The organism is Novosphingobium lentum NBRC 107847 (genome assembly GCF_001590965.1).
Classification (GTDB): Bacteria; Pseudomonadota; Alphaproteobacteria; order Sphingomonadales; family Sphingomonadaceae; genus Novosphingobium; species Novosphingobium lentum.
Map to the genome: position 1 here is coordinate 33,618 of NZ_BCTW01000011.1, position 20,238 is coordinate 53,855.

General features: G+C 63.9%; 16 protein-coding genes. 1 reads left to right on the forward strand and 15 read right to left on the reverse strand.

Annotated elements, in window-relative coordinates:
• Nucleotides 1-43 precede the first annotated feature (43 nt).
• From NL2_RS11360 to NL2_RS11405, 10 genes are all read right to left on the reverse strand, one after another.
• The gene (locus NL2_RS11360; protein WP_068075106.1) at nucleotides 44-1,309 is read right to left on the reverse strand and encodes a TolC family protein; all 1,266 of its coding nucleotides are present in this window, start codon (nucleotides 1,307-1,309) and stop codon (nucleotides 44-46) included.
• A gap of 65 nt (nucleotides 1,310-1,374) precedes the next feature.
• A complete protein-coding gene (locus tag NL2_RS11365; protein WP_157083141.1) occupies nucleotides 1,375-1,710 on the reverse strand; it encodes a hypothetical protein in 336 nt (111 codons plus the stop codon).
• A gap of 18 nt (nucleotides 1,711-1,728) precedes the next feature.
• A complete protein-coding gene (locus NL2_RS11370) occupies nucleotides 1,729-2,388 on the reverse strand; it encodes a cation efflux transmembrane domain-containing protein (RefSeq protein WP_068075113.1) in 660 nt (219 codons plus the stop codon).
• A gap of 92 nt (nucleotides 2,389-2,480) precedes the next feature.
• The gene (locus NL2_RS11375) at nucleotides 2,481-4,424 is read right to left on the reverse strand and encodes a cytochrome c/FTR1 family iron permease (RefSeq protein WP_245647661.1); all 1,944 of its coding nucleotides are present in this window, start codon (nucleotides 4,422-4,424) and stop codon (nucleotides 2,481-2,483) included.
• A 129-nt stretch (nucleotides 4,425-4,553) separates the two neighbouring features.
• The gene (locus NL2_RS11380; protein ID WP_068075116.1) at nucleotides 4,554-4,970 is read right to left on the reverse strand and encodes a MerR family transcriptional regulator; all 417 of its coding nucleotides are present in this window, start codon (nucleotides 4,968-4,970) and stop codon (nucleotides 4,554-4,556) included.
• A 292-nt stretch (nucleotides 4,971-5,262) separates the two neighbouring features.
• Nucleotides 5,263-8,499: an efflux RND transporter permease subunit gene (locus NL2_RS11385; RefSeq protein ID WP_068075119.1), complete on the reverse strand. Its 3,237-nt coding sequence runs from the start codon at nucleotides 8,497-8,499 to the stop codon at nucleotides 5,263-5,265.
• The gene (locus tag NL2_RS11390) at nucleotides 8,496-9,650 is read right to left on the reverse strand and encodes an efflux RND transporter periplasmic adaptor subunit (RefSeq protein ID WP_068075122.1); all 1,155 of its coding nucleotides are present in this window, start codon (nucleotides 9,648-9,650) and stop codon (nucleotides 8,496-8,498) included. The genes NL2_RS11385 and NL2_RS11390 overlap by 4 nt, the downstream gene beginning before the upstream one ends.
• A complete protein-coding gene (locus NL2_RS11395; protein WP_068075125.1) occupies nucleotides 9,647-10,915 on the reverse strand; it encodes a TolC family protein in 1,269 nt (422 codons plus the stop codon). Before NL2_RS11395 ends, NL2_RS11390 begins: the two co-directional genes overlap by 4 nt.
• A 51-nt stretch (nucleotides 10,916-10,966) precedes the next feature.
• A complete protein-coding gene (locus NL2_RS11400; RefSeq protein WP_068075128.1) occupies nucleotides 10,967-11,344 on the reverse strand; it encodes a hypothetical protein in 378 nt (125 codons plus the stop codon).
• A gap of 73 nt (nucleotides 11,345-11,417) precedes the next feature.
• The gene (locus tag NL2_RS11405) at nucleotides 11,418-13,004 is read right to left on the reverse strand and encodes an MFS transporter (protein WP_439646895.1); all 1,587 of its coding nucleotides are present in this window, start codon (nucleotides 13,002-13,004) and stop codon (nucleotides 11,418-11,420) included.
• On the opposite strand from NL2_RS11405, the gene NL2_RS11410 reads away from it, so the two are divergent.
• A complete protein-coding gene (locus NL2_RS11410; RefSeq protein WP_439646896.1) occupies nucleotides 12,957-13,142 on the forward strand; it encodes a metal-sensing transcriptional repressor in 186 nt (61 codons plus the stop codon). The two genes, NL2_RS11405 and NL2_RS11410, sit on opposite strands and share 48 nt — an antisense overlap.
• A gap of 16 nt (nucleotides 13,143-13,158) precedes the next feature.
• Here the strand turns inward: NL2_RS11410 and NL2_RS20780 are convergent, their stop codons facing one another.
• From NL2_RS20780 to NL2_RS11435, 5 genes are all read right to left on the reverse strand, one after another.
• On the reverse strand, nucleotides 13,159-13,761 hold the full coding sequence (locus tag NL2_RS20780) for a YgjV family protein (RefSeq protein ID WP_245647662.1): 603 nt from the start codon (nucleotides 13,759-13,761) through the stop codon (nucleotides 13,159-13,161).
• A gap of 116 nt (nucleotides 13,762-13,877) precedes the next feature.
• Nucleotides 13,878-14,273, reverse strand: coding sequence for a copper-binding protein (locus NL2_RS11420; protein ID WP_068075136.1), 396 nt, complete (start codon nucleotides 14,271-14,273; stop codon nucleotides 13,878-13,880).
• A gap of 17 nt (nucleotides 14,274-14,290) precedes the next feature.
• Nucleotides 14,291-17,425, reverse strand: a complete 3,135-nt coding sequence (locus NL2_RS11425; protein ID WP_068075139.1) for an efflux RND transporter permease subunit — start codon at nucleotides 17,423-17,425, stop codon at nucleotides 14,291-14,293.
• Nucleotides 17,422-18,903, reverse strand: a complete 1,482-nt coding sequence (locus tag NL2_RS11430) for an efflux RND transporter periplasmic adaptor subunit (protein ID WP_068075143.1) — start codon at nucleotides 18,901-18,903, stop codon at nucleotides 17,422-17,424. The genes NL2_RS11425 and NL2_RS11430 overlap by 4 nt, the downstream gene beginning before the upstream one ends.
• The gene (locus NL2_RS11435; protein WP_068075375.1) at nucleotides 18,900-20,129 is read right to left on the reverse strand and encodes a TolC family protein; all 1,230 of its coding nucleotides are present in this window, start codon (nucleotides 20,127-20,129) and stop codon (nucleotides 18,900-18,902) included. Before NL2_RS11435 ends, NL2_RS11430 begins: the two co-directional genes overlap by 4 nt.
• Nucleotides 20,130-20,238 lie beyond the last annotated feature (109 nt).

Sequence of the window (20,238 nt, forward strand, 5' to 3'; positions counted from 1 at the left end):
AGTGCGCGTTCGTGCGCACCGTCGGGAGCGAACGCAGCATTGCTCAGCGCGCCCCCAATTCAGGTGCAGGGGTGGTCAGTCGCTCAAGTCGCGCCTCGGCATCGTGATAGCCGGCCAATGCGTCGGTGAACGCTGCGCGCGTCTCGGCAAGGGTTCTTTCCGCCTCCAGCAGATCGAGTTGGCTGAACTTGCCTTGGGCATAACCGACACGAGCAATCCGTGCGGCCTCCAAGGCCGCAGCGAGACCGGGACCGCCCGTCGATCTGGCCGTCGCCGCGGCGTTAGCGAGCTGGGCCTGTGCGCCAGCGATCGCCTGCTCGGCCTCAATGATTGCCAGTCTGCGATTGGCGTCGGCGCGATCCTGTTCGGCACGGGCCTGGCTCACAGCAGCGGAACCGTTGTTGAAGACAGGTAAGGGGATGGCGATCCCTACCACCGCCGCCATGTCATTGGTTTGCGCAAGACGACGCGCGCCGGCGCTGATCGTGATGTCGGGCACGCGCTGGGATCGCGCGAGCCGAACCTGGGCGCCGGCCGTAGTCACGTCAGCCTGTGCAGCGGCGAGCGCCAAGGTTCCGTCGGGGGTAAGCGGCATCGTAGGCCCGTAGCCGCCGATGCGATCGAACCAGACCAGATCAAGCGCACCGTCGATAGGTTGACCGATCAGGCGCGCGAGATTGCCGCGCGCCACTTCCGCCTCACGGATTGCGCGTTCCAACCCAAGCTCTGCGTTGACACGCAGCACATCAGCACGCTGCTGGTCGATCGGTGCCCCCGCCCCTGCGGTCACGCGGATGCGCGCCGCCCTGAAGGCATTGCCAGCGATCTCTGCTTGCTGGCGGGCGATGTCCACGCGTCGCTCGCCTGCGGCAGCTTCGATATAGGCCTGAGATATGCGCAGATTGAGGTCTGCAACCGCGATAGCCGCATCGATGCGAGATCGATTGCTGCGGGAATCGGCGACCGCGATCCGGGCCGACCGCTTACCGCCCAGTTCAATCGGCAAAGCAAGACTTGCGGTGGTCTCGGCGCTGCGAAGACCGCGATAGTCGCCGGTCCCCGCGACATTCTCTGACTGCACCTGGATTTCTGGATTGGGCCGGAGGCCCGCAATGGTGCGGGCCGCGCTGGCGGCGCGCAGGTCGGCGCTCGCGGCATCGATATTGGGGGAGCTACCCCCGGCGAGGGTGCGCGCACGCTCCAACGTGAATACGGGCAGATTGGCAGACGGCGGCGATGTGGCCGTCTGCGCCTGCGCGATCGACGCGCAGGACGTTACGGCCAATAGGGCCGCGATGACACGATGCATGGATGAAGAACTCCTGACGAACCTTGAGAGCCCGCCGGTCGATGCCGACGGGAGCTAGGGAATCGTCAGGCTTGTGGAGGTCGCAGGGCCGAATCGGCAGGTGCCGCCACCAGGGCTACCACCTGTGTCGGCCGCATGATCGATGCGTCCCGATCCTGGGCGCCGGATTCGGCTTTCGCCATTGGCGTCGCGACATGATGGCCATGGCAACTGCCATGATGGTGCGGATAGCCCCTGTCGCTATCGGCAGGCACCTGGTCGCCATCGCCATCGGTATGTCCGATCTCGGCGGCGCTATTGGCATCGATGCAGACGATCGGTTCCATTGAATGCGCGACCGTCCCCATCCCAAGGGACAGGAACACGGCCAGACAAGCAAAAAGGATCGTCAGTCGATGCATCTACGCGCCCTTTAGCAACTATAGGCTCGTAGAGGCCAGCGAATGTTGTGCCGGACTTTCGACAGAGGGTTTCGGCGACAGCTCTGCGCGCGCCTGGCGGATGATCTGCAGGCCACCCCAAATACCCAAAGCAGCCATGATCAGGGCGACCGCGAGATCCGGCCAGGCGGTGCCTGTACCGACCACGCCCGCTGCCGCGAGCAGGACGGCAAGATTGCCAATCGCATCGTTGCGTGAACAGATCCAGACCGAACGCATGTTCGCGTCGCCGCTCCGGTACCGATAGAGCATGAGTGCGACGCTGCCGTTGGCTATGAGCGCAATCACGCCGACGATCCCCATTGTCTCAGCCTGCGGCACGCCCCGGCCCAGCGCCGCAAGCACCGTCGTGATGAGAACATAGAGGCCGAAGGCGAGGATCGTCCCGCCCTTGAGCAAAGCGGCCCGCGACCGCCAGCCTAGCGCCATGCCGGCGACCCCGAGGCTGATCGCATAGTTAGCGGAATCGCCGAGAAAATCGAGCGCGTCCGCCTGCAGCGAGCGCGATCCCGAGGCGATACCCGCCACGATCTCGCCCGCGAACATCGCCAGATTGATCGCAAGCGCGATCCACAACATGCGGCGCCAACGCGGATCGGGGGTCGGCGGCGCGTCCGACTGGCAGCTGTTACAGACCATGATAATGAATTCGCGCAAACATCATCAGACCCCTATGCACCCTCTAGTTACTAGAGGGTCAAGAAGAATATTGCGCGTCGGCGACAACCGCATCAGCCGGCTGCCACGGCGGATCGTTGCCGGTTTAGGATGAAACCGCCAACCACAGCGACGAGCATAAGCAACTGGGCGGCCATCGACTGCCAGGTCGGGAAGATACCGAGCATCGAAATGCGGACCCCGCCAACGAGCGGCGCGATGTCGATGACGCCGGCTTCCTGAAGCGCGGCCACGCCCTTGCCGGCGAGCACGACGGTGAGGATCGCCATCAGCCACGCACTATAGGCGAAGAATTTCGCGATCGGCAGGTCGCGGCTGTAGCGCAGCATGGCCCAGGCGATGAGCCCGAGCAGCAGGACCGCTGAGCCGGCGCCCGCCAGCATCATGCCGCCGTTACCTTGGGTCCAGAGCGCGGTGTAGAAGAGGATCGTCTCGAACACCTCGCGATAGACGACGATGAAGGCGAGGCCGAACAGGAACCAGGCCGACTGCCGCGACAGCGCGCGCGACATCTTCTCGCGAATGTAGCGTTGCCATTGGTCCGCCTGCGCCTTGCCATGCATCCAGATCCCAACGGAGAGCAGGACGACGGCCGCGAAGAGGGATCCGAACCCTTCGGTAAGCTCCCGGCTCGCACCGCTGATCCCGATCGCATAGGTCGCGATCGCCCAGGTCACGCCACCCGCCGCCAGGGCACTGATCCAGCCCCCATGAACGTAGGACAGCACTTCGGGCCGCTCAGCCTTGCGTAGGAAAGCGATCATCGCAACGACGATCAGCAGGGCTTCGAGCCCCTCGCGCAGCAGGATGGTGAAAGCGCCCAGGAAGGTCGATGCACTGCTCGCCGCGTCGGGGGACAATGCCGCGTCGGCGTCGTCGAACAGGCCGTCGAGCACCTGGACGCGCGTGGCAACCTCATCGGCGGGGCGATCTTGCTGGAGCGATGCCCGGAATTCGCCCATGGCGCTCTCGATATGCCCCATGAGCGTTGCATCACGCGCGGTCAGCATGGGCTCGAGCGGCTCGAATCCGTCGAGATAAGCCGACAACGCCAGCCCCTGCGCGGCGTGGCGATTGCCCGCGCGATAGGCCGCGAGGCTCTGTCCAAGCTTCGCGCGTGCCACATCGAGTGAACCGGGCGCCTGCTGAACGACCGCTTCGGGGTGGCGGCGCAGATAAGCAATGATCGCATCGGCCTGCCCGGTCCCAATGCTCTTGGCGAGTGTTTCCGGAGTGAGACCCGCCAACGCCGTCAGGTCGGGAATCCGCTGACGGAGGCTAGGATCGTCCTTCCACAATCCTTCGCCTTCCTTCGCAGCGGCATCGGAAAACGCGAAGCGGCCGGCATAGAAGGCCAGCGCCCAGCGATCGTCGCTCGAAAGGTTCGCGAAACTCTGCATCGCCGTGCCGTCGATGCCCTGGTCGATGACCTGATAGAGCGCGAAGGGGCTGCGCTGCCGCGCGCGCGCTATTTCGCTGAAAGCGATTGGCGGCGTCTTGAGCTTCGCGGCGTCGGGGCCATGCCCATCCCCGGTCATGCCGTGGCAGCTCGCGCAATTCTGCGCGAACAAGGAGGCGCCGCGGGTCAGGTCGGGAGCCTTACTCGGCGCGAGGGGCACCGGATAGGCCTTGAGTAGATCGGCGGCGAGGCCATGGGCGATGCGGGCGACTTCCTCGGGGGTGCCTTTCGCGGCAATCAAACCCTGGAGCCGGGTTGCGCCCGCGATCAACTGTCCGCGCGCCGGTGCGGGCGGCAGGGCCGCGAGGCGGGTGGAAACCGAAGCCGCGAATTCAGTCATCTCGGCATATTCGGTAGGACTTTTGACCCGGCCACCGCTAACAGCACCGCCATAGTCGACCGCCACATAGTCGAGCAGCCGCCATGCCGTCTGCACGTCGGCAGTATCGGCGCGAGCAACGCCACTGACGGCGACCAGGCAAAGGACTGCCGCCAGGACTGCTATGGCGCGCCGGATCGATGGCATCGGCGCATGCATAAGGGAAAGTCCGGAATGGCGAAATTCGCGAAGGTCTAGGCAGGACATTCCGGCCTGATAAACCCTCTAGCCGCTAGAGGGTCAAGCAGTTTTTGCGACTTAGTTGCAATAGTGGGCGCACAACAGGCCTCACTCTGGGCGCTGAGCTTCCGGCGCCAATGTCTCGATGATGCGGCATTCGGAGATCGTGCCGTGCCCGCACTGGACGATCAGGTTGCTGAGTTCGGACCGGAGCGTCGCCAAATCCCTGAGCTTGCGATCGATCTCGGCGAGATGCTCCCGCGCAATCAGATCCACCGCGGAGCAGGATATGTCCTTTTGATCGGCCAGGCCGAGCAGCGCCTGGACCTGATCGAGCGAAAAACCCAACGCCCGCGCGCGACGGATGAAGCTGAGCCGTGCGAGGTGCTGCGGCGAATAGGCGCGATAATTGTTCTTCGTCCGCTCCGGCGCGGCCAGCAGGCCGGCGCTCTCGTAATAGCGGATCGTCTCGACCTTCGTTCCCGTTGCGGCGGCAAGCTTGCCGATGCTGAGAGATCCGGACATCGATAAAACCCTCTATTAGCTTCGACCTCCCTAGGTAGGCGTCAATTGAATGTTGATGCAACGTAGCTTCACAACGCTATGCAAAATGGCGCACCGGGCTTTACCCGCTCCAGCCTGTTCTTGACCAAGCGCACTCTCGGTCGTCGCTAACATCTCCAGGGCAAAAGCGGCTCCGAACCAGTGCCAATGAAGGTGGCCTAGCCAAGGACTTGTCGCCGCGACATGAACGGTCGCGGCGGTATTGATCGCAAAAGGCGACCGCCCCTGCGCCCGTCGCAAGGGCGGCCCACCTTCACGCCTCCGCCAGTTGGGCGGGCGGTCGTTTGGCAGCTTTTCGTTTTTCCAATACTCGGAACATCAAAGCCGATATTGCCGGAAGAACGAGTAGAGTCAGCGCGGTCGAGGTGATGAGCCCCCCGATCACCACGGTCGCCAGCGGTCGCTGCACCTCCGCTCCTGTGCCGGTGGCGAGCGCCATTGGAATGAAGCCAAGGCTCGCGACCAAGGCAGTCATCAGCACCGGCCGCACGCGTTCGATCGCGCCGCCGATGATAGCGCCGTCGATCCCTTCGCCGTCGTCAAGCCGCTTGCGGATCGCGCTCATCATCACCAGTCCGTTGAGGACCGCTACACCCGAGAGCGCGATGAACCCGACCGATGCCGTGATGGAGAAGGGTATCCCCCGCAGGGCCAAAGCGAACACACCTCCGGCCAAAGCCAAGGGAACGGCCGTGAACACGACCAGAGCCGGCCAGGCACCGCCCAGCGCCATGTAGAGCAGCGCAAAGATCAGGACGAAGCAAAGCGGCACGACGATCGCCAACCGCGCCGAGGCGGATTGAAGGCTCTCGAACTGGCCGCCCCACTCGATGAAGGTGCCTGCGGGTAGTTTTACATCGGCGATCTTCGCCTGAGCCTCCGAAACGAACCCGCCAAGATCGCGACCGCGCACATTGGCCTGGACGACCACCATCCGCTTGCCGTTCTCGCGGCTGATCTGATTGAGCCCCTCGGTGTAGGTGAATCGCGCAACCTCGCTGAGCGGAATGGAACGCGCATTCCCGGCACCATTGGACGGCAGCATGACCGGGATCGAGCCCAGCGTCTCGATATCGTCGCGCTGCGCGTCAGGCAGACGCACCACCACATCGAACCGCCGATCTCCTTCGAACAACAAGCCGGCTTCACGTCCACCCAACGCAGCTGCGACCGTAGCGGCGACCTCTTCGACCGACAGGCCGTAACGGCCCGCCGCCTGGCGATCGACCTTGATGTCGAAGGTCGGTGCGCCCGATGTCTGTTCCGCCTGCACGTCGGCCGCACCTGGAATGGTCCGAAGTGCGGTCGCAATGCAACCGGCCGCCTCGCTCATGGCATCGAGATCGTCCCCATAGAGCTTGACCGCGACGTCGGAACGCACACCCGCGATCAGCTCGTTGAACCGCATCTGGATCGGCTGCTGGATCTCCGTGCGGTTGCCGATCAGCGGCTTCATCCGCTCCTCGATCCGCCGAAGGATATCCTCCTTGGATTTGACCTCGGCGGGCCACTCCTTTTCAGGCTTGGGGATGACATAGGTGTCCGAAGCGTTCGGCGGCATCGGATCGGTCCCGAGATCGGCATTGCCGTTCTTTGAGAATACCAGTGCCACCTCCGGCAACGTCTTGAGCGCATTTTCGATCTGGAGTTGCATCGCGGTCGACTGGTCGATCGAGGCGGACGGAATACGGGAGTTGGTGACCGTGATGTCCTTCTCGTCGAGCTGCGGCATGAACTCCTGTCCGAGCGTGCCGAACAGCAGAACCGCTGCGGCAAACACGCCCACGCCGCCGAAGATGAACGGCATTGGCCGCGCCACGGCGCGGGTGAGCGCCGGCTGATACTTTTCCTTGAACCAGCGGATCGGCTTGACCTCGGTCTCGCTGACCTTGCCGGTCACCAGCAACGCGACCATCGCCGGCACGAACGTGATCGACAAGATGAACGCGCTGGCCAGCGCCAGCATCAACGTAATCGCCATTGGCGCGAACGTCTTGCCCTCCACGCCCTGGAAGGTGAGCAGCGGTATGAACACGAGGAAGATGATGGCTTGGCCGTAGACAGTCGGCCGGACCATCTCCTGCGCGGCATGGGTGGTCTCGGTGAGCCGTTCGAGCCGGGTTAGGAGTCTTCCTTCCTTGTGCTGCCGCTCCGCGAGACGCCGGAGCGCGTTTTCGACGATGATGACGGCGCCATCGACAATCAGGCCGAAGTCGAGCGCGCCGAGGCTCATCAGATTGCCCGAAACACCCAATTCATTCATGCCTGCCGCGGTCATCAGCATGGTGATCGGAATCACCGCCGCCGTAATGAGCGCCGCGCGGATGTTGCCGAGCAGCAGGAACAGCACGACGATAACCAGCAACGCGCCTTCGATCAGGTTCTTCTCGACCGTGGCGATGGTCGCATTGACGAGTTTCGAGCGGTTATAGGCCTGGCTTGCGATAACATCGGGCGGCAGGGTCTTGTTGATCTCGACCAGCTTGTCGGCGACGCGATTGGCAACGATGCGGCTGTTCTCGCCGGTGAGCATCAAGATCGTCGAGATGACCGCTTCCGATCCTCCGACGCTGCCGGACCCGGTTCGCACCGCGCCTCCGATGACGACTTGGCCGACGTCCTTCACGCGTATCGGCACGCCGGCACGCGTGGCGATCACGGCCTCTTCTATGTCGGCGACCGAGCGCAACCGTGCATCAGCGCGGACGAGGAAGGATTCCCCGGCCCGGCGGACATAATTGGAGCCCGCCGACAGGTTCGATCGTTCAAGTGCGTCAGCCAGCTCAGTGACTGAGACACCGTAGGAGGCCAGCGCCGTCAGATTAGGCTCGACGACATATTGCTTCACATAGCCGCCGTTGGAATCGACACCGGCGACACCCTGAACGGTCCGCATCTGCGGACGGATGATCCAATCCTGGACCGTGCGCAGATAAGCGGCCTTGGCCACCACCGTGGTCAATTTCTCGCCCTCGGGCGTCAAATATGAACCGTCGGTCTGCCAACCCGGCTGACCGTCGATGACCTTCACACCCTTGCCGTCGGGATGCTTGAACGCCACGCTGAACATGAAGATCTCGCCGAGGCCCGTGGTCAGCGGCGCGAGTTGAGGCTGCACCCCGGTTGGCAGGCTGTCCTTGGCTTGCGCGAGCCGCTCAGTGACCTGCTGTCGAGCGAAATAGATGTTGGTGCTGTCCTTGAAAACGGCGGTGACCTGGCTGAATCCGTTGCGCGTGAGCGAGCGGGTCATTTGTAGGCCGGGAATACCGGCAAGGGCGGTCTCGACCGGGAAAGTGACCTGCTTCTCCATATCGACCGGACCCAGGGTGGGCACGAAGCTGTTGATTTGCACCTGGCGATTGGTGACGTCAGGCACGGCATCGATCGGCAGCAATGTAATCTGCCAGGCGCCAAACAGGACGACGAGAAAGGTGACGAAGGCGACGGCCCATCGCGCCCTGACCGAGAGGCCTAATATCCGCGCGATCATTCCGCCGACTCCTTGCCAAGCTCGGCCTTGAGCAGAAAGGCGTTGGTCGTGGCGATCATGATGTTTGCAGGAAGGCCCGAGACGATCTCGACTATGCCGCCGCTGCGCGTTCCAACGCGCACGGTCTGCGCCTTGAACCCCTGGCGGGTCCGCACGAACACCACCGAGCGGTCGCCGATCGTCTGGACCGCATCCTGCGGCACGTTAACGCCCGAGGCTGCCCCGCCGCCGCTGGCGAAGATACGCGCCTGGACGAGCTGGCCCGGCGTGATCAGGCCGCCGCCGCCGCTAGGTGTCACGATGACCGTTGCTTGCCTCGTCTGCGGGTCGACCACACCGGTGGCGGAGCGAACCCGGCCTTCGACCTTCTGGCCGTCATTGGTTGTCAGCTCGACCCTGTCGCCTGCCTTCACGCGCGAGGCGCCTGCCGCCGGTACGCTCGCTTCGATCTGCAAGCGGCGCGGGTCCGCGACACGAAACAGCTCGGTCTCGGCCTGGACGAACGCGCCGAGATTGCCGGGTGCGGATGTTATTCGGCCAGAGATCGGGCTCACCACCGCAACCGATCTGCCATCGCCCGCGACCTTTGCCGCACTGCCAGCAGCACTCGCTTGCCGGGCTTCGGCCTGGGCGACCGCGAGATTGGCTTCGGCGGTCTCATAGTCGGCCCGGGGCGAGACCCCTTGGTTGAGCAACGTTCGCTCGCGCGCCAGCTGCCGGCTCGCAAGCGTAACCCGCGCGGCGGCGGCACTGCGATTGGCTGCGATCGCCGATGCATCGCGGCTCTCGACCAGGGCGATCGTCTCACCCGCGCTGACCGGATCGCCGATCCGCTTGAAGATCCGGGTAACCGTGCCCGATGCCCGGGCGGTGAGCACCGCTTCGGCGTCGGGCGTTGCCTCGACGGTTGCACTGGCGAGAATGATGCCGGCGACGCCGCCGGCTGCTGCGGGTGCAACGCCAATCCCGGAGGTCTTGATGCCGTCCTCAGTGATCGCGATGGTGTCGGTTGGAGCAGTAGTGGCGGCTGTCTCCGTATCGGCGCTCGGCCCCGTCGGCCCCGTCATTCTGGCGATGCCGAAACCGGCAAGGGCAGCGAGGACGAGACCGATCGCGGCCCCGGCATAAAGCTTGTTGTGTTCGGGGTTCATTGGATCTCATCTCCGGAAATGGTTCGCCCCTGAAGGCGGGCGAGTTGCGCGCGTGCCTGGAAGCTGGCCACCTTGGCATCGAGAACGATGCCTCGCGCCGCACCGAGGCCCTGACGGGCGTTCAACAACTCGACGAGCGGGGACTTGCCGGCTTCATAAGCAATGCGTGCCAGGCGATAGGCTTCTTCTGCGGTTCCCTGCGACGCCTCGGCGGCAGCGACGCGCGACTGTGCGGCTACAATCTGCGCTTGTGCTGCGCGGGCTTCGGCAATCGCGTCGTTGCGGGCCATGGCCAACCTTGCGGCGGCTGCCTGTGCCTCCGCTTGCGAGGCGGCGATGTTGCCGCGATTGCGATCGAAGATGTTGAGCGGGATCGAGACCCCCGCTGTCAGAGCGGTGGCATTCTCATAGTCGAGACGCCGCACTCCGACGATCGCCGTCAGATCTGGGATTGCCCGCTTCTGTTCGGCGGTCAGGCGGCGCTCGGCGGCCTCGCGCTCCGCCTGAGCGGCGAGATAGGATGAACTCGTCATCGGATCGATGGGGCCATAAGTCGATGCCGCGACGGGCACGGCCAAGAGCGACTCTGACAAGCCGGTAAAGGTCTCCTCGACGCCGGAAAGTGCGGAGAGACGGGCATAAGCGGCAATGCGATCCGCTTTTGCCGCCTCAAGATCAGCGCTGACCGCATTCAACGCGGCTTCTGCTTGCAAGGCGCGCAGTCGCGCTTCCTTGCCGGCATCGACCAGGGCCCGAGCGGCGCGCAGGATGTTGTGCGCTTGCTCGACCTCGCCTTCGGCCAGCGTTATCCTCTGGTCGGCAACCTCAGCTGCCGCATAACCGCGCGCGAGATCATAAGCGTAGCGGATCTGCGCATCACGATCGCGGGCGCGGGACGCGGCGACGGCCGCCTCTCCGGCCGCAATCCTCGCCGAACGCTTGCCGCCGATTTCCAGCGGCTGGCTATATTGCAGCGTCGTCTCGGCGCGGTCGAACCCCCGATAGGGCGATGATCCGGCTATATTCTCGGTCAATATGCCGATTGTCGGATTGGGTCGGGCGCGGGCCTGGCGCGCAAGACCTTCCGACCGACGGACCTCGGCTTCGCTTTCGACGCGCCGGGGTGCGTCGGCGGTCTGGCGGAGAAGTGTGGCAAATGGCGGCGCCACTTGCGCCTGTGCGGGTCCGCACAGTGCCGCAACGCACGTCGCGACCATTATGCCGGACACCACGCGACGCGGCAGCCGGCCTATATAGGCTCTCATAACTATTTCCTCTGAAAAGGCTGTAATGACGGCACGCGCACCGCGCGTGAGTCAGCCTCGCGGAGGACGCAGGATCGCCGAGGGATCGAGGGAATGCGCCGCTTTGGCTGACGCAAGCGTCCAGATCTCCGCGGCAGGCTTCATCAGTGCCGCAACCACGAGCGGCGCGGGTACGTCGATTGTTTGGAGCACCGCATGGGCCACCAGATGCATTAGATCGGCCGTGTCGGGCTTCTCTGCCGGAGCCTGCTCAGGATGATCGCCATTGACGCTGACGACATAGCCGGCATCGTGGACGTGCGGCTTTGCGTCATGCCAGGTGGCAAGCGCAAGCATTCCGAACAGCGCCAGAATCGCGAAGGACGCAAAAAGCCGCACGCGGGCGGATACCCGCGCGGAAGTGCGCGATCTGATCGACGATGCCGTCATGGCATTACGGGTATCGCGAACATGGCCGGTCCACAAGCACGCGGCGTGTCGATCATGTCAGTCCAGACGAAAGTCATTGGCGTGGCCAATGCTGATGAAGATCGTCGATCACGAACGCATGCTCCCGCGCGTTGCGGTGATCCCCGTGCAGATGCGGATGATCGGGTGCGAGGTCCGCATGGTCGTGGGCCAGCTTATCGGGATCCGCGCTGGGCCAGAGCCACAAGGCAGCGAGCGTTCCAACAGCCGAGATCACGGCCATCGCCGCGAAGGCGGCCGTCTGCCCGATACTGGCACCCAACAGTCCCACCAGGGGATAACAGATCAGCCAAGCGCAATGGCTAAGCGCGAATTGCGCGGCAAACAAGGCAGGTCGGTCGTCGGCATTGGCCGACCGTCGAAGCAACCGGCCCGCTGGCGTCACGCTCATCGAATAGGCGATCCCGAGTATGAACCAGCCAATCAGGATCATCCGCCAATAGACAGGCGCTGCTCCAAAGCTGGCCGTCAGCACCGCCAGCACGGCAAGACCGACTGTCAATGCAGCGGCCGCACCAACCATGATTATACGATCGGCAACCCGGTCGAGGATGCGTGGCAATGTCAGCGCAGCCAGGATCGAACCTGCGCCGAAAGCGGCAAGCGTGAAAGCGACATCGCGCTGCGTGAGGCCGAGATTGCCACGCACGATCACCACCGTGTTGACGATGACCATCGAGCTGGCCGCCGCGGACGCAAGCGTGAGCGCGAGCAGGCCGCGCAGACGCGGCGTCTTCAGATAGATGCGCGTGCCGCGCGTGGTCTTGGCATAGATACCACCATTCTTTGGTCCAGATTTCGCAGCACGCGGCAGGACTGTCGTCACGACGAGCAGCGCCGAGCACAGAAACCCGATCGCGGTCCCCGAGAATAGCCAGTGGAAATTGATGACGGTCAGCAGCCCGGCGGCAAGGATCGGGCTGGTAAGGCTCTCCATGTCATAGGCGAGCCGCGACAAGGACAGCGCACGGGTATAGTCGCGCTCGTCGGGTAGAATATCGGGGATGGTTGCCTGGAAGGTCGGCGTGAACGCAGCGGAGGCCGATTGCAGCACAAAGATTAGGACATAGACCTCCCAAACCTGGCTCACGAACGGCAGGCAGATTGCCACCACCATTCGCACAAGATCCATGCTGACAAGAAAGGCGCGACGCGGCAGACGGTCGGCGAAGGCACCCACGACCGGCGCAACGCCGATATAGGCGACCATCTTGATTGCAAGCGCCGTGCCGAGCACCGCGCCCGCGCTGCCCCCGGCGATGTCATAGGCCAGCAGGCCGAGCGCAACTGTTGCGAGCCCCGTGCCGATGAGCGCGATGACCTGAGCCATGAACAGATGGCGATAGGTGCGGTTTGCCAGGACAGAGAGCACGTGACGCTGATCCAGTTCGAGTGGTATGTATCCTCCAGGGGGGATATCGACCATGCTTGAGCTATCCTCCTGGGGAGGATATGTAAAGCCTTGCTGCGCGTCGCACGGAGTTTGCGGATGACCGAACACAGGCACGAAAGTCACCCAGCGATCATCAAGCGATTGAACCGCGCGGGCGGCCATCTGCGGAGCATCGTCGAAATGATCGAAGCCGGGCGGTCGTGTGTCGATGTTGCGCAGCAGCTCCATGCCGTCGAAAAGGCGGTCGCCAGCGCGAAGAGAGCGCTGATCAACGACCATATCGATCACTGCCTCGCCCATGCCGAAGTAAGCGATGGTGTCGGATCGGCGGTCGAGGAGTTTCGGACGATTTCGAAATATCTTTAGCTTTGTCGCGCAATCGTCAGAACCTGACGAACGTCAATATTTTGTCCGCGCGGGCTGGGTAGAGGCAGATTTCGACAGGGCGATCGACCAGAGAGCCCGCGTTTTCAACGGCGCTGCGCCGCCGTCGCGCCATAAATTTCAGTAAGTTTGCCATGTTCGAGGTCAGCGAGACAAGATCCGTGCCCAATGCGAACAAGGCTCCGACCATCAAATTATGGGCGAGCCAAAATGGTGCGCCGATGAGGAAAAGGCCTTTCATCCGCGTCGTTGAGGTCTGCAGTCGTGCGAGACTGCCCAATGAACTACCGGTAAACGCCAAGGCCGACGCTATGCCGTGCCACGTCACGACCGAGAGGCAGGCCAACAGAATAAGAGACGCTCCATAAAGTCTCGTAACCACATAGCGATCGCGCACTGACGCGGAAATGACGAGCTGTGAGCATGAAATGAGGCAGGCTATTGCAGCAGTGGGCGAGCCCAGCATCAGGAAATAGAGCGCGAATGCGGCAGCACCCGCGCTCTGGATCTTGACCACCGTTCGATAGTCACTGAAAAATGGCCAACTCACGACGCACAACAGCGCCACGCAGCCAAAGGCTGTGGCAATCACAACCGCCACCGCGCAGTTGCCGTGATCTTGATCTGCTTTTCCCGCTCGGCTCTCTCTTTTCTCATAGCTGAAGCGTGAAGGAACGAGGTTAATTACGCTTTAATGGCCCTCATAAAACCGGCCATTCAAGGCTTCTTTTGGATTGCCGTCACCTCACCGGCACTGCCAACAAGCGTAAGGTCGAAATCGACCTTGTCGCCGACCTTCACGGCATCGGTGATCGTCGGCGCAGCTTTGAATGCCATCGTCATCGCTGGCCATTTGGCTTCGGGGATCGCGCCATGATTGAGTGTGATCATGCCTGCGGTTTTGTCGATGGCGGTGACCGTGCCATGGCCCTTGGCCTTGATTGCCGTACTGGCAGCAGGCGCCATCGCCATATTGCCCATGTCGCCGCTCATGGCAGCGGTGGCAGGCACCGCCTGGTTGGTCTCGGCCGCAACCGGCGTTTCCGCTTTCTTGCCGCACGCGGCGGTCAGAGCGGCGAGGCCAAGGGCGATGGTCAGTCGGGCATAGTGCATGGTCTTCTCCTTGCAGGTTAAACAGGCTGGTGGAGGGGTTCTACCCGTCGCCGCCGGAGCAGCAGATAGGCGGCGGGCAGGACGAACATCGAAAGGAGCGGCGCGGTCAACATGCCGCCGATCATGGGCGCGGCAATCCGGCTCATCACTTCGGAGCCCGCGCCCGAGCCGAGCAGGATCGGCAGCAGGCCGGCAAGGATCACCGCCACTGTCATCGCCTTGGGCCGGACGCGCAGCAGCGCCCCCTCTCGCACCGCCGCCTCAATCTGGCGGGCATCCGGATCGGTACGCTCCTCAAGCGCATTTTTCAGGTAGATCAGCATCACCACGCCGAACTCGGCGGAGACGCCGGCTAGCGCGATGAACCCGACCCCGGTCGCGACCGACTGGTTGAACCCGAGGAGGTAGAGGATCCAGATGCCGCCGGTGAGCGCAAACGGCAACGTACCCATGATCAATGCCGCTTCATCGAACCGGCCGAAGATCATGTAGAGCAACACGAAGATGATCAGCAGCGTCGCCGGTACGACCAGCTTCAATTTGGCAACGGCGCGCTGGAGATATTCGAACTGGCCCGAATAGGCGATGCTGACGCCGGGCGTGAGTTTCACCTGTTTCGCGACCGCACGCTGGAGGTCGCCGACCACAGAGGCGAGATCGCGGCCGCGGACATCGACATAGACCCAGGTCGATGGCCGGGCATTTTCGGTCTTGAGCATCGGCGGCCCTTCAGCGACCGAAACCTTCGCTACCGTACCGAGCGTGATCTGCTGCCCCGACGGGGTCAGGACCGGCAGTGTTCGCAGCCCTTCGAGGCTGTCGCGCAGTTCGCGCGGATAACGGACACTGATCGGATAGCGCGCCAGCCCCTCGACAGTCTCACCGATCGTCTCGCCGCCGATCGCGCCCGAGACGATCGATTGCACGTCGGTAATGTTGAGCCCGAACCGCGCCGCTGCGGCGCGGTCAATATCGACATCGACATAGCGCCCACCGGTCAGCCGTTCGGCCAGCGCAGAACTGACGCCGGGCACGGTCTTTGAGACGGTCTCAATGTCATGGGCGATGCGATCGAGCTGGGCGAGATCGGCGCCCGATACCTTGACCCCTATCGGGCTCTTGATCCCGGTCGCCAACATGTCGATGCGATTACGGATCGGCGGCACCCAGACATTTGCGAGGCCAGGCAGCTTCACCGTTCGGTCGAGTTCCTCGACCAACTTCTCCGGTGTCATCCCTGGTCGCCATTGGTCACGGGGCTTGAACTGAATGGTGGTCTCGAACATTTCGAGCGGGGCCGGGTCGGTGGCGGTCTCGGCGCGGCCGGCCTTGCCGAACACGCTCTCGACCTCGGGCACCGTCTTAATCAGCCGATCGGTCTGCTGGAGCAACTGCGAGGCCTTGGCCGCCGAGAGGCCCGGCAGCGCCGAGGGCATATAGAGCAGGTCGCCTTCGTCCATGTTCGGCATGAACTCACCGCCAAGGCGCGTAAGCGGCCAGGCCGTGGTCGCAAAGGCGAGCGCCGCGATCAGCAGCACCGTCTTCGGTCGCTGCATCGTCCAGTCAAGCGCGGGCCGGTAGATGTTGGTCAACCAGCGATTGACCGGGTTGGACTGCTCAGGCGGGATTTTCCCCCGGATCAGCAAACCCATCAGCACCGGCACCAATGTCACCGACAGGATCGCCGCCGACGCCATCGCGTAGGTCTTGGTGAAAGCGAGAGGTGCGAACAGCCGCCCTTCCTGTCCTTCGAGCGTAAACACCGGGATGAAGGAGAGCGTGATGATCAACAGACTGAAGAACAGGGCCGGGCCAACCTCTGCGGCAGCCTCGGTGATGACGATCCACCGCATCTCGCCCTCGAGATGCTTGTTCGGGTGATCCTGTTCCCAGTGCTCGATCTTCTTGTGAGCGTTCTCGATCATGACCACGGCTGCATCGACCATCGCGCCGATCGCGATGGCGATGCCGCCCAGCGACATGATGTTGGCATTCACCCCCTGAAACCGCATCACGGCAAATGCTGCCAGCACCCCCAAGGGCAGGGTAAGGATCGCGACCAGCGCCGATCTGACGTGCCAAAGGAACAGGCCGCAAACGATAGCGACGACGATGAACTCCTCGACCAGCTTGTGGGTGAGGTTCTCCACCGCGCGATCGATCAGCTGCGAACGATCATAGACCGTCACCACCTCGACACCGGGTGGCAGGCTTTTCTTCAGTTCGGTGAGCTTGTCTTTCACCGCCGCGATCGTCTCACGGGCATTCTTGCCCGAGCGCAGGATGACGACGCCGCCGGCGACTTCGCCCTCGCCGTTCAATTCGGCGATGCCGCGCCGCATCTCCGGGCCGATCTGGATCGTGGCGACATCGCCTAGCCGGACGGGCACGCCGCCCGCCGCAGTCTTCAAGGGAATGGCGCGAAAGTCGTCGAGTGTTTTCAGATAGCCTGAGGCGCGGACCATATATTCGGCCTCGGCCATTTCCAGCACCGAGCCGCCCGCTTCCTGATTGGCTTGTCTGATAGCGTCGACCGCCTGGGCATGGGTGATGCCATAGGCGGCGAGCTTCACCGGATCGAGCAGCACCTGATACTGCTTGACCATGCCGCCGATGCTGGCGACCTCGGCGACGCCGGTTACCGTCTTCAGCTCGTAGCGCAGGAACCAGTCCTGAAGCCCGCGGAGCTGCGACAGATCGTGCCGACCGGTCCTATCGACCAGCGCATAATCATAGACCCAGCCGACGCCGGTCGCATCGGGACCAAGCGCGCTGCGGGCGCTGGCCGGCAAGCGCCCCTGCACCTGGTTGAGATATTCGAGCACGCGGCTGCGCGCCCAATAGAGATCGGTGCCGTCCTCGAAGATCACATAGACGAAGCTGTCGCCGAAGAAGGAATAGCCGCGCACCGTCTTGGCACCCGGCACCGACAGCATGGTGGTGGTGAGCGGATAGGTGACCTGGTTTTCCACGATCTGCGGCGCCTGGCCCGGATAGGAGGTGCGGATGATGACCTGCGTGTCTGAGAGATCAGGCAGCGCATCGATCGCGGTCGATCGCACCGCCCAGATGCCGACGCCGATGAGGGCCAGTACGCCTATCAGGACGAAGAGGCGGTTCCTGACCGACCAGCGAATGAGATGGGCGATCACTGGCCGACCACCTTGGTCATGCGCCGAACGGTCGGTCCCGCAGGCGGCCGATCGAAGCCGAAACGCACGCGGTCGCCAGTCTTCAGGCCCCGCGCGATCTTGGAGTCAGGAAGCTGGAAGGTCATCGTCATCGCTGGCCAGCCGATGGCGGGCACCGGCTCATGGCTGAGTGTTACCGACGTGGCGGTGATCTGTTCGATCTTGCCGACAGTCTCATACTGAGCAGCGGTTAAGGCAGATTTTGCCGCAGCAACACCGCCGATCGGCCGCGCCTCGACGCCCGTGAGACTCGCCTCAGAATCGATCAGGAACTGGCCCGAGGCGACGATCTTCTCGCCCTCGCTCAGACCCGCCAGGATCTCGGTGTCATCGCCGGCTTCACGGCCGGTCTGCACCTCAGCGGGCCGGTAGCGCCCCTTCTCGAGCGCAAGCATCACCAATGTGCGCTTGCCGGTACGGATCAGCGCTTCGGAGGGCACCAGCAGCGCCGGCTGCGTAGTGCCGCCGAACGACACGGTGGCGAACATGCCGGGACGCAGACGCCCGCCGCGATTGGGCAGCTCGATCCGGACGGTGAGCGTCCTGCTGTCCGCTTGGGTCTGCGGCAGGATCGCCGAGACACGGCCCGACAAGGTCTCACCAGGAAATGCGGCAAGTGTCGCCTGTACGCTTTGTCCGGGTTTAAGTGGCCCGGCGACCGCTTCAGGCACTGCCGCATTGAGCCAGACCGTTCCCAGGCCGTTGACCTCGGCAAGAGTTTGTCCCGCCGCCATGGTCATGCCTGCGCGCACGGCCAAAGTCTTGATCACGCCCCCGGTCGGGGTGGAGATCGTGACGACATTTTGCGGCCGCCCCATGCGCTCGACCGATGCGATGGTGCCTGCGGGCATGCCAAGCAGCATGAGCCGTTGCCGTGCCGCCTGGGTCAGCGCCGCGTTCCCGGTGCGGCGAACCGCAAGAAATTCGGCCTGGGCGCCACCCCATTCCGGCACGAGAATGTCAGCAAGTGGTGCGCCCGCGCCGACCACGTCACCTGGCGCACGACCATAGACCCTCTGGACGAACCCTCCCGCGCGCGCCTGGACGATCGCGACATCGCGCTGGTTGAAATCTACCGTGCCGGTGGCGGTAAGGCTGCTCGCCAGTTCTCCGCGCCGAACTGCGACAGTGCGAAGCCCAAGCGTCTGCGACGTCGCGGGGTCGATGCGGACGCCCGGTGCGTCGCCGCCGCCTTCGTCGACGTATTTGGGGATGGTCTTCATCCCCATCGACGAAAGTGTCCCAGGATTGTTGTAGTGCTCTTGCGGCACCATCGGATCGTACCAGTAGAGCACCTTCCGACCCGCATCTCCCGACTGCACTGACGGCTCCCGCTGCCCACCCAGATGGGCGATGCCATAGCCCGCCCCGCCGGCCACCAATGCGATCAAAGCGGCGGCGAGACTCAGCCGGGCACGCTGGGGAATCTCAAAGCTCATTGGTCTGCGCTCCGGTAGGTGAGGGTCAAACGGGCGCCGTCAGCGGCGACCAGCGCTTCGCGGTCGAGGGTCGTGAGGGTGGCGGCGGCGAGCGCGGCATAGGCGTCGGCGATATCGACGAGGCTGGCGCGCCCAGCGCCGTAGCTGGCGGTCTCCAACTTCACGCGCTGATCGGCGAGCGGGAGCAGCGTGTCCCGCGCGCGCATCCACTGCTCATGATGCATGACATGGTCGGCGAGATCAGCATCGAGGTCTGCGGCGAGTGCGCGCCGCGCAGCCTCGCGCTGAGCCATTACTCGCCCGGCATTGGCCTGAGCCTCGGCGATCTGGGCGTTCTGACGATTGCGGGTGAAGAAGGGCAGACTGACGGTCACACCGGCGGAGACATAGTCGCCGAAGCGGGGATCGCGACGTTGGTAGGCAAGGTTGACACCGAAGTCGGTGCGTCGGCCTGCATCCGCCATTCGGACGTCGGCATCCGCCTGGCCTGTCTGGGCATCGATCATCCGGATCGTCGGTTGACGATCCAGGCCAGCTCGCAGGACAACTGCATCGACCACGAAATCGGGGATCGGTCCGGCAATCTCAGGCGCCGGATCGCCCGTCCAGCGAGTCAATGTCGCACGCGCCCGCGCGACGTTCGAAACCAGTTCGCTGCGGCGATCCTGCAGCGCCGCGACCGCCTGCTGTCCGGCGAGCGTCTGCGCCGGCCGCGCATTGCCCGAAGCGACCGCACTGGTCGTGGTCCCTACCACGCGCTCGAGCCGGGACAGAACGTCATCGAGCGCGGCAAGCCGGCGCTCGGCATAGGCCAGGTTGATCCACGTCAACGCCGTGCCGACCTCGACCGTGCGACCCTCGACCGCCGTATCGGCTTCCGCCGCCCTGATGTCGCTATCGGCGCGCGCTTGCTGAGCGTGGCGCTTGGCGAGATTGGGAATATCCTGGGACACGCCCACCCGCGCCATGGTGAAGTCGTCGCGATTGGGCTCGAACGCGAGCGGTCCCGAGATCGGGAAGCTCTCGACACTCACGCCAAGCGTCGGATCGGGCAGCGCCCCGGCCGCAGCGCGAGCGGAACGCACGGCATCGGCGCCGAGCGCCTTGGCCTTGATCGACGGCGCTTCCTGCCGGGCGCGCTGGAGCGCGGCCTCGAAAGTGAGCGGACCGGCGAACGCAATGCCCGGGATCACCGCGAGCAGCGGCGCAAAGAGAAACAATCGCATGGAAAACTCCTGATCGGAGGGTCGGTCGGCCATCGAGCAATATGACAGGCATGTCAGTGGCGGCGGAATGGGGGGGCATCCGCCGCCACTGCTGGCCTAGCCGTCTATG

Coding starts and splice junctions, on each gene's coding strand:
- NL2_RS11360 (WP_068075106.1), bottom strand. CDS start 1,309: ATGCATCGTGTCATCGCGGCCCTATTGGCCGTAACGTCCTGCGCGTCG.
- NL2_RS11365 (WP_157083141.1), bottom strand. CDS start 1,710: ATGCATCGACTGACGATCCTTTTTGCTTGTCTGGCCGTGTTCCTGTCC.
- NL2_RS11370 (WP_068075113.1), bottom strand. CDS start 2,388: ATGGTCTGTAACAGCTGCCAGTCGGACGCGCCGCCGACCCCCGATCCG.
- NL2_RS11375 (WP_245647661.1), bottom strand. CDS start 4,424: ATGCATGCGCCGATGCCATCGATCCGGCGCGCCATAGCAGTCCTGGCG.
- NL2_RS11380 (WP_068075116.1), bottom strand. CDS start 4,970: ATGTCCGGATCTCTCAGCATCGGCAAGCTTGCCGCCGCAACGGGAACG.
- NL2_RS11385 (WP_068075119.1), bottom strand. CDS start 8,499: ATGATCGCGCGGATATTAGGCCTCTCGGTCAGGGCGCGATGGGCCGTC.
- NL2_RS11390 (WP_068075122.1), bottom strand. CDS start 9,650: ATGAACCCCGAACACAACAAGCTTTATGCCGGGGCCGCGATCGGTCTC.
- NL2_RS11395 (WP_068075125.1), bottom strand. CDS start 10,915: ATGAGAGCCTATATAGGCCGGCTGCCGCGTCGCGTGGTGTCCGGCATA.
- NL2_RS11400 (WP_068075128.1), bottom strand. CDS start 11,344: ATGACGGCATCGTCGATCAGATCGCGCACTTCCGCGCGGGTATCCGCC.
- NL2_RS11410 (WP_439646896.1), top strand. CDS start 12,957: ATGATCGAAGCCGGGCGGTCGTGTGTCGATGTTGCGCAGCAGCTCCAT.
- NL2_RS11405 (WP_439646895.1), bottom strand. CDS start 13,004: ATGGAGCTGCTGCGCAACATCGACACACGACCGCCCGGCTTCGATCAT.
- NL2_RS11420 (WP_068075136.1), bottom strand. CDS start 14,273: ATGCACTATGCCCGACTGACCATCGCCCTTGGCCTCGCCGCTCTGACC.
- NL2_RS11430 (WP_068075143.1), bottom strand. CDS start 18,903: ATGAGCTTTGAGATTCCCCAGCGTGCCCGGCTGAGTCTCGCCGCCGCT.
- NL2_RS11435 (WP_068075375.1), bottom strand. CDS start 20,129: ATGCGATTGTTTCTCTTTGCGCCGCTGCTCGCGGTGATCCCGGGCATT.